The sequence below is a fragment of the Sphingomonas sp. Leaf242 genome (assembly GCF_001422045.1).
In the GTDB taxonomy this organism is placed as follows: Bacteria; Pseudomonadota; Alphaproteobacteria; order Sphingomonadales; family Sphingomonadaceae; genus Sphingomonas.
The window spans coordinates 131367-147365 of sequence record NZ_LMLW01000001.1; the positions used below are offsets into that span (position 1 = coordinate 131367).

At 66.6% G+C, this 15999-nt stretch carries 10 protein-coding genes; 8 read left to right on the plus strand and 2 right to left on the minus strand.

Annotated elements, in window-relative coordinates:
- The first annotated feature begins 117 nt into the window (after window positions 1-117).
- The 6 genes from ASF09_RS00655 (at window position 118) to ASF09_RS00680 (ending at window position 8138) form a co-directional block, all read left to right on the plus strand.
- Complete coding sequence (locus tag ASF09_RS00655) at window positions 118-1779, plus strand: electron transfer flavoprotein-ubiquinone oxidoreductase (RefSeq protein ID WP_060524830.1); 1662 nt, start codon at window positions 118-120, stop codon at window positions 1777-1779.
- Between the two features lie 7 nt (window positions 1780-1786).
- The gene (locus tag ASF09_RS00660) at window positions 1787-3193 is read left to right on the plus strand and encodes a tetratricopeptide repeat protein (protein WP_235529477.1); all 1407 of its coding nucleotides are present in this window, start codon (window positions 1787-1789) and stop codon (window positions 3191-3193) included.
- A gap of 325 nt (window positions 3194-3518) precedes the next feature.
- Complete coding sequence (locus ASF09_RS00665; RefSeq protein WP_056047172.1) at window positions 3519-4463, plus strand: 4-(cytidine 5'-diphospho)-2-C-methyl-D-erythritol kinase; 945 nt, start codon at window positions 3519-3521, stop codon at window positions 4461-4463.
- Between the two features lie 635 nt (window positions 4464-5098).
- Window positions 5099-6172, plus strand: coding sequence for a recombinase RecA (gene recA / locus ASF09_RS00670; protein WP_060523848.1), 1074 nt, complete (start codon window positions 5099-5101; stop codon window positions 6170-6172).
- A gap of 488 nt (window positions 6173-6660) precedes the next feature.
- Entirely contained in the window at window positions 6661-7497 is an 837-nt protein-coding gene (locus ASF09_RS00675) for a class I SAM-dependent methyltransferase (RefSeq protein WP_060523850.1), read from the plus strand.
- A 17-nt stretch (window positions 7498-7514) separates the two neighbouring features.
- On the plus strand, window positions 7515-8138 hold the full coding sequence (locus ASF09_RS00680) for a glutathione S-transferase family protein (RefSeq protein ID WP_060523851.1): 624 nt from the start codon (window positions 7515-7517) through the stop codon (window positions 8136-8138).
- A 230-nt stretch (window positions 8139-8368) separates the two neighbouring features.
- On the opposite strand, the gene ASF09_RS00685 is transcribed toward ASF09_RS00680, so the two are convergent.
- Window positions 8369-9706: a dicarboxylate/amino acid:cation symporter gene (locus ASF09_RS00685; protein WP_060523852.1), complete on the minus strand. Its 1338-nt coding sequence runs from the start codon at window positions 9704-9706 to the stop codon at window positions 8369-8371.
- A 71-nt stretch (window positions 9707-9777) separates the two neighbouring features.
- Between ASF09_RS00685 and ASF09_RS00690 the strand changes: the two genes are divergently transcribed.
- Both ASF09_RS00690 and alaS read left to right on the plus strand, forming a co-directional pair.
- Complete coding sequence (locus ASF09_RS00690) at window positions 9778-11058, plus strand: M24 family metallopeptidase (protein ID WP_060523854.1); 1281 nt, start codon at window positions 9778-9780, stop codon at window positions 11056-11058.
- A gap of 314 nt (window positions 11059-11372) precedes the next feature.
- Window positions 11373-14024: an alanine--tRNA ligase gene (gene alaS, locus ASF09_RS00695; protein ID WP_060523856.1), complete on the plus strand. Its 2652-nt coding sequence runs from the start codon at window positions 11373-11375 to the stop codon at window positions 14022-14024.
- 293 nt (window positions 14025-14317) lie between these two features.
- On the opposite strand, the gene ASF09_RS00700 is transcribed toward alaS, so the two are convergent.
- Window positions 14318-15958, minus strand: a complete 1641-nt coding sequence (locus tag ASF09_RS00700; RefSeq protein WP_060523858.1) for a thiamine pyrophosphate-binding protein — start codon at window positions 15956-15958, stop codon at window positions 14318-14320.
- Window positions 15959-15999 lie beyond the last annotated feature (41 nt).

Here is a 15999-nt window from a genome sequence, read left to right on the forward strand (position 1 = left end):
TGACGTGGCGGTCAACTCGCGCAATCGCCATATTGGACAAGATGGTGCCGGCCCGAGCCCGAACGAGGGGTGGGGCGCAAAGCTATGGCAATAGGGGACATCCCCCGGGAGACGATGATGACGACACGTGAATCGATGCCGTACGACGTGGTGATCGTCGGCGCTGGCCCGGCCGGTCTCTCGGCAGCGATCCGCCTGAAACAGCTGGCCGCGGAGAAGGACGCCGAGATCAGCGTCTGCGTGCTCGAAAAGGGCTCCGAAGTCGGCGCGCATATCCTGTCCGGCGCGGTCATCGATCCCAAGTCGCTCGACGAGCTGCTGCCGAACTGGCGCGAGGACGGCTGCCCGCTCGCCGAAGTGCCGGTGACCGAGAACCATCACTGGATCCTGACCAAGACGAAGAAGAGCGAGATGCCGCACTTCGTCACGCCCTCGTTCATGCACAACAAGGGCACGTACACCGGCTCGCTCGGCAACCTGTGCCGCTGGCTCGCGGGCAAGGCCGAAGAGCTCGGCGTCGAGATCTTCCCGGGGTTCGCCGCGGCAGAAATTCTGTTCAACGACGACGGCTCGGTCAAGGGCGTCGCGACCGGCGACATGGGCGTCGCGCGCGACGGCACGCACAAGGGTGACTACACCCCCGGCCTCGAACTCCACGCCAAATACACCTTCTTCTCGGAAGGCTGCCGCGGTCACCTCACCAAGGAACTGATCCGGACGTTCGCGCTCGACAAGGACAGCGACCCGCAGGTCTACGGCCTCGGCATCAAGGAGCTTTGGGACATCGATCCCGAACTCCACGTCCCCGGCCGCGTCATCCACACGCAGGGCTGGCCGCTGTCCGAAACCGACGGCTCGAACGGCGGCGGCTGGATCTATCACCAGGCGAACGGCCAGGTCTCGATCGGCTTCGTCACGTGGCTGAACTATACCAACCCGTATCTCTCGCCGTTCAGCGAGATGCAGCGCTGGAAGACGCATCCCGAGATCGCTGCGCTCCTTAAGGGCGCCAAGCGCGTCAGCTACGGCGCGCGCGCGATCAGCGACGGCGGGCTCCAGTCGATCCCCAAGCTCGTCATGCCCGGCGCGGCGCTGATCGGCGACAGCGCCGGCTTCCTCAACGTGCCGCGGATCAAGGGCACGCATACCGCGATGAAGTCCGGCATGATGGCCGCCGAAGCCGCGGTCGAGGCGATCGTCTCGCAGCGCGGCCATGACGAGCTCGCCGCCTATCCCGAGGCGTTCGAGAAGTCGTGGGTCAAGAAGGAGCTGTCGGTCGTCCGCAACGTCGTGCCGCTGGTCAAGAAGTTCGGCGACCTCGTCGGCTCGGGCCTCGCCGGCGTGACGATGTGGATGGAGCATCTCGGCATCAAGGTGCCTTTCACGATGCACCATCACCCCGACAATGAGAGCCTGTGGCGCAAGGATCTGGTCAAGCCGATCGTCTATCCGAAGCCCGACGGCGTCCTGACCTTCGATCGCCTCTCGTCGGTGTTCGTCTCGAACACCAACCACGAGGAGGACCAGCCGGTCCACCTGACGCTCAAGGATGCGAGCGTGCCGATCGAATACAACCTGCCGATGTACGACGAACCCGCGCAACGCTATTGCCCGGCCGGCGTTTATGAAGTCGTCGGCGAGGACACCGCGGATCCGAAGTTCGTCATCAACGCGCAGAACTGCGTCCACTGCAAGACCTGCGACATCAAGGACCCCACCCAGAACATCAACTGGGTCGTACCCGAGGGCGGCGGAGGCCCCAATTATCCCAACATGTAAGCCTGCATTGCTCGCGCTCGGTCTCGTCCTGGCGGCGCCCGCCACGGCCGGGACGGGTGATCTGTCCGCCTATCTGAAGGCGCGCGCGGCCGACGCGGCCGGCGAGACGAGCCTGGCCGCCGCCAGTTACGCGAAGGTGCTGGCGGCCGCACCCGACGATCCCGTCGTCGCGATCCGCGCCTATCGCGAGGCGCTGGAGGCCGGCGACATGCTACTCGCCACCCGCGCCGTCGCGGTGCTGAACAAGGCCGGCGTAGCCCCCGCCGACGCCGCGCTGATCCCGCTCGCCGATGCCGCCCGCCGCAACGATGCGAAGGCCGCGAGCGCAGCGATCGCCACGTTGTCGAGCGGTCCGCTCGTTGTTCTCGCGCCCTCGCTCCACGCCTGGGTCGCACAGGCCGAAGGTCGCGATCCCGAACCGTCGCTAGCGACCGCAGCGAAGGACCCCGTCGCCAACCGTTTCGCCACCGAGACACGCGCGCTGATCGCCGCGGCACCGCGTAAGCAACCGCTCGCGGTCGGCGTCTCGCGCCTGCTCGCCCGCCTCGCCAGCGACCTCAGCGCAGGCGAACCCTCGCCGCTGTCGATCGCGCTAACCCAGGCAGCCCTGCGCGCCGACCCGAGTTACGACGTAGCGCGCGTCCTCCTCGCCGACGCGCTCGCCCGCAACAAGCTGGTCGACCGCGCGCTCGTCGTGCTCGACGGCGTCGACGCCAAGAGCCCGTCCGCACCGGCCGCCGCCGCCGAACGCATCGACATCCTCGCCACCGCCGACCGCGACGGCGAAGCGCTCGCCGCCGCGAAGAACCGCGTCGACCAGAAGGGGTCGGAGCCCGCCGACTGGCAACGCTACGCCGACCTATTGCTGACCACCGGCAACCCCGCCGAAGCCGCGACTTGGTACCAGCGCATCATCGCCGCCGACGGTGCAAAGGGCGGCAGCTGGGGCAACTGGCTGCAATATGGCGGCGCGCTCGACCAGGCCGGCCGCTGGCCCGAAGCGCGCGACGCACTGGAAAAGGCCGTCGCCCGCGGCCCCGCCCAACCGCTCGCGCTCAACTATCTAGGCTTTGCGCAAGTCGAGCACGGCGACGACATCCCCGCCTCGATCAAGCTGCTCGAACGCGCCAGCCGGATCGACCCGACCAACGCGTCGATCACCGACTCGCTCGGCTGGGCCTATCACCTCTCCGGCGACACCACCCGAGCGCTCCCCCTGCTCGAAACCGCCGCGCAGGCCGAACCCACCAACGCAGAAATCGCCGACCACCTCGGCGACGCCTATTGGAGCACCGGCCGAAACTACGAAGCGCGCTATTCGTGGCGCGCCGCCTTGCTGACCGCCGAACCCGCAGACACGGCGCGCATAACCGCCAAGATCGCCAACGGTCTCCCGCCCAAAGCCCGCCGCTAAAAGTCCTCCCACCGAGTTAGGGAAGGGCCCCGCAGGCGTGGGGGAGGGCGAGGGCAAGGCGAGTCGACGGCGGAAGCGCCGTTTCGCGAGATCGCCACTAATTCCGAGCATCCGCGGAAGTGATCGACCGCAGTCAGCAACTCGCGAGGTATGCGGCATCCCCCTCCCGTCATCCTGACGAAAGTCAGGATCCAGAGCAAGGACGGCACCAATCATTACCCTGGATCCTGACTTTCGTCAGGATGACGCGCTTAAACCCGCAGACATCACGCGTATTACGCTAAGCTGCGCTGGAACCCTTCGCCGCCAAACCCCGAGACCGACAATGCCCGCCATCACCGAGCCCGCTCCCGCCAAGATCAACCTGGCCCTCCACGTCCGCCGCCGCCGCCCCGACGGCTATCACGACCTCGAAACCCTCTTCGCCTTCGCCACCGACGGCGACCTGATCACCGTAGAACCCGCCCAAACCAACAGCTTCACCATAACCGGCCCCTTCGCCGCAGCACTCCTGCCCGTCTCAAGCTCAAACCCGACCTCCAACACCACCCCGGCGCAGGCCGGGGCCCAATTGGGGGCGAACAATGACGAGGCACCCCGCTCGTCCAGCACCACTCCAGGCAACGCCCCTTGGCATGGCAACCTGGTAACCGCCGCAGCAGACGCGTTCACCACGGCCTTCGCCCCCGACGCCCACCACGCCATAACCCTGGAAAAGCACCTCCCCATCGCCTCTGGCATAGGCGGAGGCTCAGCCGACGCCGCCGCCACGCTCCGCGCGCTGGCCCGCCTCCACGGCATAGCCCCAACCGACCCCCGCCTCCACGAAATCGCCGCAAAGCTCGGCGCAGACGTCCCCGCCTGCCTAGCCAACCGCACCACGCTCGGCACCGGCAAAGGCGACACCCTCACCAATCTCGAAGGCCTGTCCGGCACCCCGCTCCTGCTCGTAAACCCAGGTGTCGCGGTCTCCACCGCCGCCGTCTTCAAGACCTGGGACGGCCACGACCGAGGCCCGATTCCCGAAGGCAATCTCCTCGACCGCGCCCTCGAAGGCCGCAACGACCTAGAGCCCCCCGCGCTGGCCCTCGCCCCCGAAATCGCGGAAGTCCGCACGCTCCTCGACGCAGCCCAAGGCGTCCTCCTGTCCAGAATGTCAGGCTCCGGCGCCACCTGCTTCGCCCTGTTCGAAACCCCCGAAGCCAGAGACACCGCCGCCACCGCCGCCCAAGCCAAAGGCTGGTGGACGCTCGCAACGAAGCTTGCCTGATCGATCGGTCCGCATCCCGGCATCTGACAGTCGCGATGCCACCGCGCCGCAACCGCCCGTCATCCTGACGAAAGTCAGGATCCAGAGCGGCAAACGAAACCGCCCGTCCCAGACACCCGTCAGACTCGCGATCCGTCGGCTGTCCAAACCCCGCGTCCAAACAACCCGAACCGATCTCGACCTAAACGCCCACACCGCCGATCCCGCCCCTCGTCGGTCATCCCGAACATGTCCGACATTATACCCCCAACAAAAGCACCTCCCCGGCGAAGGCCGGGGCCTAGTTGGGAAACGCTCCTGACGACAGACGCACGCCGTCACGCCAACCTCCCCACCTGGACCAGGCCTCAGCCGGGGAGGCGCATTTGTCCGAATCATGTCCGCACCGACCGTCTTCCAACGCCTGCACTCCACGATCTCACGAACTCGTGGGCCCGGAGCTTCGAGCATGCGGACACGGAGGATGCTAGAATGATGCCGTCCCCGCGGCCGACGGGCTCTGCAAGACCCCACCGCCGCAAATTTCCTCCAACAAACCTACCGTTCCCCACTTGTTCCAAAAGAACAAAGAGAATACATGGTGTTTGACGCGTTGAATGGCACGCGCGCTTGCTTTAGCGATGGGAGCATATTCGATGGCCGCTAATCTGAAAGTGATCGACACCGGCATGGCAACCGCAACCAACGACCGGCAGAAGGCGCTCGACGCCGCGCTCGCGCAGATCGACCGCGCCTTCGGCAAGGGCTCGGCGATGCGCCTGGGCTCCAAGGAAACCATGCAGGTCGAGGTCATCTCGACCGGCTCGCTCGGGCTCGACATCGCGCTCGGCGTCGGCGGCCTGCCGCGCGGCCGCGTGATCGAGATCTACGGTCCGGAAAGCTCGGGCAAGACCACGCTCGCGCTCCACGTGATCGCCGAAGCGCAGAAGGGCGGCGGCACCGCCGCGTTCGTCGATGCCGAGCACGCGCTCGATCCGGTCTATGCCAAGAAGCTTGGCGTCAACATCGACGAGCTGATCGTGTCGCAGCCCGACACCGGCGAGCAGGCGCTCGAGATCGTCGACACGCTGGTCCGCTCGAACGCGATCGACGTGCTGGTGGTCGACTCGGTCGCAGCACTCGTGCCGCGTGCCGAAATCGAAGGCGAGATGGGCGACAGCCATGTCGGCCTCCAGGCCCGCCTGATGTCGCAGTCGTTGCGCAAGCTGACCGGCTCGATCAGCCGCTCGCGCTGCATGGTGATCTTCATCAACCAGCTCCGCATGAAGATCGGGGTGATGTACGGCAACCCCGAGACGACGACCGGCGGCAACGCGCTGAAGTTCTACGCCTCGGTCCGCCTCGACATCCGCCGCATCGGCGCGATCAAGGCTGGCGAAGAGGTGACGGGCAACCAGACGCGCGTGAAAGTCGTCAAGAACAAGGTCGCCCCGCCGTTCAAGCAGGTCGAGTTCGACATCATGTACGGGCAGGGCGTCTCCAAGCTCGGCGAGATTCTCGATCTCGGCGTGAAGGCCGGGCTCGTCGAGAAGTCGGGCGCCTGGTTCAGCTACGACAGCGTTCGTCTCGGCCAAGGCCGCGAGAACTCGAAGACCTTCCTCAAGGACAACCCCGAAACCGCCGATCGCCTCGAAAAGCAGATCCGCGCGCGTACTGACAAGGTCGCCGAGGAAATGATGGCCGGCCCCGAAGAAGGCGGCGACGCCTAACCTCCTTTTCCCTCTCCCTTGCGGGGAGAGGGAGGGACCCATTGCCTTCGCAATGGGAGGGTGAGGGCATAGTGCTTGGCCCATGGCCCATGGCCCATGGCTCATGGCTCATGAGGCCGAAGATGTGCACGACTGATAGTTCGAACACATGGTGAACTGGCACCGCGCTAACCCACCCTCAGCACCACCCCGGCGAAGGCCGGGGCCCAGTTGGCATGACCCTGCAAATAAAGTCCTGCGCTAAACCAAACTCTTTAGCGGCAATGACCCCACATTCTTGAACGAGCCGACCCCCTCTTGTTCTCCCGCGAAGGCGGGAGCCCAGTCTGGATCCCCGCCTTCGCGGGGAAAAAAGGAAGCGAAGATCAGCGCGCCAGGCTCAGGAAAACCTCGAAATCCCACAACACCAAACCGTCACCAGCGTCTACACTTCCTATACTTCACTCCAAACCACGCCCCGAACCGCAACCAAAAAAGCACCCCAGCCCATGACCACCGCCCACGAATGGACCGGCAGAATAGGCGACGTCTGGGCCGAGGAATGGCGCCGAACCGACCGCAGCTTCACCAACCTGACACCGCATTTGAACGCCGCGATCCTGTCCGCCGCTACCCCCCAAACCCACAAGATCATCGATATAGGCTGCGGCGCCGGAGCAACCTCACTCGCCACTGCGCAAGCGCTCCCGACCGCGCAGATAACCGGCATAGATCTCTCACCCACCCTGATCGAGATCGCCAAACACCGCGCCAAAGCCGCATTCAACGCCCGCTTCGAGTGCGCGGACATCACCGCCGCCGCCCCGAACCACGCCCCAATCGACCTCTACGTCTCCCGCCACGGCGTCATGTTCTTTGCGGACCCCGTTGCCGCCTTTACGACATTAGCCGAAGCTGCTGCCCCCGACGCGACGCTCGTCTTCTCCTGTTTCGCGGACCGCGCCGCCAACCGCTGGGCCACCGAAATCATCACCGCGACCGGTGGCAATGCAGACGCTCCAGCAAGCACTGCTCCCGGCCCCTTCGCCTTCGCCGACCCGGACTACGTCGCGAGCATCCTCGAAAAATCCGGCTGGCACGTCGCGTCACCCGAGCGTGTCGACTTCGCCTACCGGGCAGGGGAGGGCACCGACCCCGTAGCCGACGCCGTCGACTATTTCCGCCGCATCGGCCCCGCCGCCTCCGCCATCCGCGACGCTGCCCCCGAGGAACGCGAGCGCCACATTGCGCGTCTCACCCAGGTCTGCGACCGGTACCGAAGCGGCGACACGGTGGAATTCCCCGCCGCTGCCTGGATCTGGACCGCGCGCAAATCGTCCGAATAAAACACAGGGGGTTCAGCATGATCATCGTCCACCACCTCGAAAACTCGCGATCGCAGCGGATCCTCTGGATGCTCGAGGAACTCGGCCTCCCCTACGCAATCAAGCGCTACGAGCGGAACAAGGCAACGATGCTCGCCCCGCCCGAACTCAAGAAGGTCCACCCGCTCGGCAAGTCGCCTGTGATCGAAGATGATGGCCAGGTGGTCGCCGAAACCGGCACGATCGTCGAATATCTCGTCGACAAGGCGGACGGCAAACTGGGCGCCCCCGCCAACCGCGCCGACGCGCTGCGCTACCGTTTCTGGCTCCACTATGCGGAAGGCTCGATGATGCCGCCGCTGCTTCTGAAGCTCGTCCTCGCGCGCATCCCGATCCTCGGCAAGGCGGCGACCAGGAAGATCCAGCCGATGATCGACGTCCATCTCGACTATGTCGAAGCCGAACTGTCGAAGCGCCCCTGGTTCGCCGGCAGCGAGATGACCGGCGCCGACATCATGATGAGCTTCCCCCTCGAAGCCGCCCGCAGCCGTGGCGGGCTCGACGAGTCCCGCCCCGCGACGATCGCATGGCTGGCCAAGGTCCACGCGCGACCCGCGTATCAGACCGGCCTCAATAAGGGCGGCCCCTACGCCTACGCTTGAGTAGCGCAAGTCTGGAACCAGATGGGAGTCAAGAAGACGACCTCTCCCCCAAACACCTCCCCGGCGAAGGCCGGGGCCCAATTGGAGAGGTCGGAGTAACGAAGCGCACCGTTCGTCAGCCAGGTTTCCCAATTGGACCCCGGCCTCCGCCGGGGAGGTACTTCTTCAGCGGTCCGCCAGCGTAAAACGGCACCCTTCAGAGGTCGCCGGTTTAAGATCGCCGTCCAACCTCAAAGCTGCCCCGGCCCGATCTTCTCGTAGCTGTCCACATCCACCTTCGGCCCGTGTCCGGTCGGCGCATGCGGGAAATCACGGTCAGCAGGCTCACGCTCATCAAGCCCGCCCTCCCACTTCGCCACCACGGTAGCCGCCACCGCATTCCCGATCACGTTGGTCGCCGAGCGCCCCATGTCGAGGAAATGATCAACCGCCAGGATCAGCAAAATCCCCGCCTCCGGGATCTTGAACATCGACAGCGTCCCCGCGATCACCACCAGCGACGCGCGAGGCACGCCCGCAATCCCCTTCGACGTCACCATCAGCACCAGCAGCATCGCGATCTGCTGCCCGATCGGCATGTGGATGCCGTAGGCCTGCGCGATGAACAGCGACGCGAACGTCATGTACATCATCGACCCGTCGAGGTTGAACGAATAGCCCAGCGGCAGCACGAAACTCGCGATCCGCGGCGGCACGCCGAACCGGTCGAGCGCCTCCAGCGTCCGCGGATACGCCGCCTCGGACGACGCCGCGGAGAACGCCAGGATCAGCGGATCGCGGATATACCGCACCAGCAACCGCGTCCGCGGCCCGATCAGCAGGAACGCGATCCCGATCAGCACCGCCCACAGCAGCGCCAGGCCGATGTAGAAGCTCAGCATGAAATAGCCGAGCTGCCCGAGGATGGTCGGCCCCCGCTCGGCAAGCGTCGCGGTCACCGCCGCGAACACCGCGAACGGCGCGAACCGCATCACGTAATTCGTGATCTGGAGCATCACTGCGACCAGCGCTTCGATCGCCTTGACGAGCGGCGCGGCCTTCTCGCCGACCGCGGTGATCGCCACCCCGACGAACACCGAGAACACGACGATCTGCAAAATCTCGTTGCCCGCCATCGCCGCGATCATCGAATCGGGGACGATATGCGTGATGAACTTGGCGAGATCGAACGCCGCGCGGTCGACGCCGCTCGACGCGGTGGCCGGCGGGATCGCGAGTTCGAGGCCGACCCCCGGCTGCAACACGTTGACGAGGATCAGCCCCAGGGTGAGCGACAACAGGCTCGCGCAGATGAACCAGCCGAGACTGCGCAATCCGACCCGCCCGAGCGCTCCGGTATCGCCCATATGCGCGATGCCCACGACCAGCGTCGAGAACACCAACGGTGCGATGATCATCTTGATCAGCCGCAGGAACAGCGACGTCACGATCGAGAAATAGCCCGCGATGTCCTTCAGCCGTTCGGCGGACTCGGCCGTGCCGTTGTCGATCGACGCGTTCAGGATCCAGCCGACGACCATCCCCGCGACGAGGCCGAACAAGATGTAATAGGTTAGCCGCTTGGCCATTAATCGCTCCCGAGAAGTGCGAACAGGGAAGGGGATTGCGGCGCCCGGGTCAAGGACCCTATCGTCCGGCGATGTCGACCGCACGCCACAAGCCCGCCTTCAGCCCCTCGCGCCGCGACCTGCTGAGCCTCGCCATCGCGGCGCCGTTGCTGTCGACCACCGCGATCCTCCGCGCCGCCGAGCCCGACCTGTCGGCGCTGTCCGACATCACCGGCGGCACCAGGCCGATCGACGCCACCGAACGCGCCGCGCGGCTGGTCCGCGCGCAATCGCTGATGAAGGCGGCGGGCATCGGCGCGGTGCTGATCGAGCCGGGATCGTCGATGATCTACTTCACCGGCGTCCGCTGGCACACGAGCGAGCGGCTGACGCTGGCGATCCTCCCGGTCGAAGGCGAGCCGTGCATCGTCACGCCGTTCTTCGAGGAGCCTTCGATCCGCGAGACGCTCGCCGTCCCCGCCGAGGTGCGCGTCTGGCAGGAGGACGAGAACCCCCTCGCCGTGGTCGCCGGGTTCCTGCGCGACCGCAAGCTCGCCGCGCGGCCGGTCGGCCTGGAGGCGGAGGTGCGCTACTTCGCCTATGCCGGACTCGCGCGCGTGTTGCCCGAGGCGAAGATCGTGTCCGCCGACCCGGTGGTCCGCGCCTGCAGGATGATCAAGACCCCCGCCGAGATCGCGCTGATGCAGGCCGCGACCGAGGTCACGCTGGCCGCGTATCGCTGGACTTACGCGCGCGTCGAGAAGGGCATGACCGGCCCCGAGATCGGCGCGCTGATGAACGCCGCCACCAAGAAACTCGGCGGCGCGCCCGAATTCGCGCTCGCGCTGATCGGCGAGGCGTCCGCCTATCCGCACGGCAGCCGAGAGATCCACCGCGTCGCCGACGGCCAGATCGTACTGATGGACTGCGGCTGCACCGTCCAGGGCTATCAGTCCGACATCTCGCGCACCTGGGTGCACGGCACCGCGACCGCGGACCAGCGCAAGACGTGGGACCAGGTCGCCCGAGGCCAACAGATCGCGTTCGCCGCCGCGAAGATCGGCGCGCCCGCGGGCAGCGTCGACGACGCGGTCCGACGGCATTACGAAACGCTCGGCTACGGGCCGGGGTACAACCTCCCCGGCCTGTCGCATCGCACCGGCCACGGCATCGGCATGGACGGCCACGAACCCGTCAACCTCGTCCGCGGCGAGACGACGATGCTGGCGGCGGGAATGTGCTTCTCCGACGAGCCGGGGATATACATTCCCGGACGGTACGGCGTGCGGATCGAGGATTGTTTCCACATGACCGATGCGGGCCCGAAATGGTTCAGCGAGCCGCCCAAGTCGCTGGATGCACCGTTGGGATAGGCTGGTTGCCGGGGATAGCTACGCTCACCGTGCGCGCCACCACCCCGGCGAAGGCCGGGGCCCAGTTGGAAAGGTGGTAATAATCGAGCGCAGTCCTTCGTTAGCCACGTTCCTCAACTGGGCCCCGGCCTTCGCCGGGGTGGTGTTACTCTTGTTGAATTGCAGCACTCCCTTGTTCTCCCGCGAAGGCGGGAGCCCAGTCTGGATCCCCGCCTTCGCGGGGAAACAAGCTTGCTTCGTTTCAATCGGATACGTCCGAGCCTCCTCACACACCCGACTTGAGCGAACCGCCCCGCTCGCCTAAGTCCCCGCGCATGACATCGACGAACGACATCCGCCGCGGCTTCCTCGACTATTTCGGATCGCAGGGGCACCAGATCGTGCCCAGCGCGCCGCTCGTGCCGCAGAACGACCCGACGCTGATGTTCGTCAACGCCGGCATGGTACCGTTCAAGAACGTCTTCACCGGCCTCGAATCGCGCGCCTACACGACTGCCACCTCGTCGCAGAAATGCGTCCGCGCCGGCGGCAAGCACAATGATCTCGACAATGTCGGCTACACCGCGCGCCACCACACCTTCTTCGAAATGCTCGGCAATTTCTCGTTCGGCGACTATTTCAAAGAACAGGCGATCGTCCATGCCTGGACGCTGCTCACGCGCGAATGGGGCCTGTCGCCCGACAAATTGACCGCCACCGTCTACCACACCGACGACGAAGCGTTCGATCTCTGGAAGAAGGTCGCCGGCCTCCCCGACCACCGCATCATCCGCATCCCGACCAAGGACAATTTCTGGTCGATGGGCGACAACGGGCCGTGCGGGCCGTGCTCGGAAATCTTCTACGACCACGGCGACCACATCTTCGGCGGCCCCCCCGGCAGCCCCGATGAGGACGGCGATCGCTTCGTCGAGATCTGGAACCTCGTGTTCATGCAGTACGAGCAGGAGAATGCCGAGATCGTCGGCAACCTGCCCAAGCCGTCGATCGACACCGGCATGGGGCTCGAGCGCATCGCCGCGGTCATGCAGGGCGTCACCGACAATTACGACACCGACACGTTCAAGGCACTGATCGCCGCGAGCGGAGCCCTGACGCACACCGCGACCGATGGCGCCAACACCGCCAGCCACCGCGTGATCGCCGATCACCTGCGCACCGCGGGCTTCCTGATCGCGGACGGCGTGCTGCCCGCCAGCGAAGGCCGCGGCTACGTCCTGCGCCGGATCATGCGCCGCGCGATGCGCCACGCCCACATCCTCGGCGCCAAGCAGCCGCTGATGCACCGTCTGGTCCCCGCGCTCGTCACCGAGATGGGCGCCGCCTATCCCGAACTGTCGCGCGCGCGTCCGCTGATCGAGGCGACGTTGCAGCAGGAGGAGACGCGCTTCCGCCAGACGCTCGACAAGGGGCTGAAGCTGCTCGACGAAGCGACCACCGGGATGACCGACGGCACGCTGGCGGGCGATGTCGCGTTCAAGCTCTACGACACCTACGGCTTCCCGTACGACTTGACCGAGGACGCACTGCGCGAACGCAACATCGCGGTCGACCGCGAAGGCTTCGACACCGCGATGGCCGAGCAGAAGCGCGCCGCCCGTGCCGCCTGGAAGGGTTCGGGCGCAAAAGCCTCGGACGACATCTGGTTCGACATCGTCGAGCAGACCGGCGGCACCGAATTCCTCGGCTACGCATCCGACACCGGTGAGGGCGAGGTCGTCGCACTGGTCAAGGACGGCGCGCGCGTCGACCACGCCACCACCGGCGACGCCGTCGCGATCGTCGTCAACCAGACGCCGTTCTACGGCGAGAGCGGCGGCCAGGTTGGCGACGCCGGCCACATCTCCAACGACTCCGGCCTGCGCGCGAACGTCACCGAGACGTCGAAGCAGCTCGGCCGCGTGTTCGTCCACCACGCGATCGTCGACGCCGGCGAGATCAAGGTCGGCGACCCGGTCAAGCTCCAGATCGACGTCGCCCGCCGCGCACAGATCCGCGCCAACCACTCCGCGACGCACCTCCTGCACGAGGCCTTGCGCGAACGCCTCGGCACGCACGTCGCGCAGAAGGGCAGCCTCGTCGCGCCCGACCGCCTGCGTTTCGACTTCTCGCAACCGGTCGCGATGACCCCCGCCGACATCGCGCAGGTCGAGGCCGACGTGAACGCGCAGGTCCGCGGCAACGGCGCGGTCACGACGCTGCTGATGACCCCCGACGACGCGATCGCGATGGGCGCGATGGCGCTGTTCGGCGAGAAATACGGCGACGAAGTCCGCGTCGTGTCGATGGGCTCGACCGAGGACGGCACCTATTCGATCGAGCTGTGCGGCGGCACGCACGTCACTGCGCTCGGCGACATCGGCCTTTTCAAGGTCGTCGGCGAAGGCGCGGTCTCCAGCGGCATCCGCCGTGTCGAAGCGCTGACCGGCGAAGCGGCGCGCGCGTATCTGACCGGCCGTGACGATCGTCTCCGCGAAGCCGCCGCAGTGCTCAAGTCGACCCCCGACGAGGTCCCGGCACGCGTCGCATCGCTGCTCGAAGACCGCCGCCGCCTCGAACGCGAACTCGCCGATGCGAAGAAGGCGCTCGCGATCGGCGGTGGTGGATCGGGCGAAGCGGCCGGCCCCGAACAGGTCGGCGGCGTCGCGTTCATCGGCCAGGTGCTCAACGACTTCGAGGCGAAGGGCCTGCGTGGGGCGGTCGACGAAGCCAAGCAGCGCCTGGGCTCCGGCATCGCGGTGATGGTCGCGATCAACGACGGCCGCGCTTCGGTCGCGGTCGGCGTGACGGCGGATCTGGTGGCCAGCCACAACGCGGTCGACCTGCTCAAGATCGCTGTGTCGACGCTAGGCGGGCAGGGCGGCGGCGGCCGTCCCGACATGGCGCAGGGTGGTGGACCCGATGGCGACAAGGCAGCGGAAGCAGTCGCGGCAGTGCGGGCAAAACTCGAGGCGGCGGGCGCCTGAAACTCGCCGACGTCGCACGCTAAACCCCAAGCAATGTTCCCCCGCGGACGCGGGGGCCCAGCTAAGTACCGCTAGCTGCCTTGACTCCTGGACCCCCGCCTTCGCGGGGAACAGTGGCTGTCCTAATGAAGTAACCCCTGACAACTACCACCACCCCGGCGAAGGCCGGGGCCCAATTGGCACGTCCGAAGTAACGGAAGACCGCGTTTAGTTACCGCCGTCCCCCAATTGGGCCCCGGCCTTCGCCGGGGTGGTGCTAATACTGGGTAAGCCGTTCGAGCGAAAAACGAGGCTCAGCCCACACGAACCTTCGCCAGCGTAGTCCCAGCGGTAATCGCCTCGATATCCGTCACCACATGCAACAACCTGACCCCAGACCGAGCCATCGCCCGGTCCAGCGCCCCCGCAAAATCCCCCGTCCGGGAAACGGTCTCCGCCCAACACCCATAAGCCCGCCCTAGCGCAGCAAAGTCCGGATTCCGCAACCCGGTCCCCGAAACCCGCCCCGGATACTCGCGCTCCTGATGCATGCGGATCGTCCCGTACCCGCCATTATCCACGACGATCACCAGCATGTCCCCGCCATGCGCAACCGCCGTCGCGAGTTCCTGCCCGTTCATCAAAAAACACCCGTCCCCCGCGAGCGCCACGACGGTCCGCTCCGGATGCCGCAACGATGCCGCGACCGCGGCCGGCACGCCGTACCCCATAGCCCCAGCAGTCGGCGCAAGCTGAGTCCCCGGCCCGGCATACGCCCAGTACCGATGCCACCAGCCCGAATAATTCCCCGCGCCGTTGCAGAGGATAGCATCCGCCGGCAGCCGCTCGCGCATCGCTGCGACACACGGCCCGAGGTCCATCACCAGCTCCCGTGGAGCCGGCGTAGACCACGCAACCCACTCCGCATGCGCCTCCGACCCAGCAGTCCGCGGCGGCAGGTCGACCACCAGCAAGGCCTCGGCAAACTCCGCCATCCCCGCACATACCGCGACATCCGCGCGGTACGCCCGGTGCAACTCGTCGGGATCGGGATGGACATGGATCAGCCGCTGCCCCGGATGATCGGGCGTGATCAGCGCATACCCATCGGTCGTTGCCTCCCCCAGCCGGGGCCCGACCACGAGCAACAGGTCCGCCGCCTTCACCCGCTCGACCAGCTTGGGATTGGGCCCATACCCCAGGTTGCCAGCCCAAACCGGGCAGTCGTTCGGAATAGCATCCTGCCGCCGAAACGCCGCTGCCACCGGAATGCCGTTGCGATCCGCCCACGTCGAGAACGCCCCCGACGCCGCTACATCCCAGCCCGCACCCCCAACGATCGCCACCGGCCGCTCCGCCGTCGTCAGCAGATCGGCGAGCAGGTCCATCGTATCGGCGTCACACCCTTGCGCCACCCGCTCGACCCGCGGTCGATCGACCGCGTCGACCACATCCAGCAGCATGTCCTCGGGCAACGCGAGCACCACCGGACCCGGCCGCCCCGACATTGCGGTCGCATAGGCGCGCGCGACATATTCCGGAATCCGCCGCGCATCGTCGATCCGCGCCGCCCATTTCGCGATCGGCGCAAACATCGCCTGGAAATCGATCTCCTGGAACGCCTCGCGGTCGCGCGTGCTGCGGTCGATATCGCCCACGAACAGGATCATCGGCTGCGAATCCTGCATCGCGACGTGCACGCCGATCGCCGCGTTGGTCGCGCCCGGTCCGCGCGTCACGAACGCCACCCCCGGCCGGTGCGTGAGCGTCCCGTCCGCGCACGCCATGAACCCGACGCCGCCCTCCTGCCGGCACACCACCAGATCGATCGCGGGCGTATCATGGAGCGCGTCAAGTACCGCCAGGAAGCTCTCCCCCGGCACCGTGAAGATGCGGTCGCACCCTTGTGCGATGAGTTGATCCACCAGAATGCGGCCGCCGGTACGCTGGGTCATGCAAATCTCCTCGCCGCATCCTAGCCGGGCGGCGCGCGCGA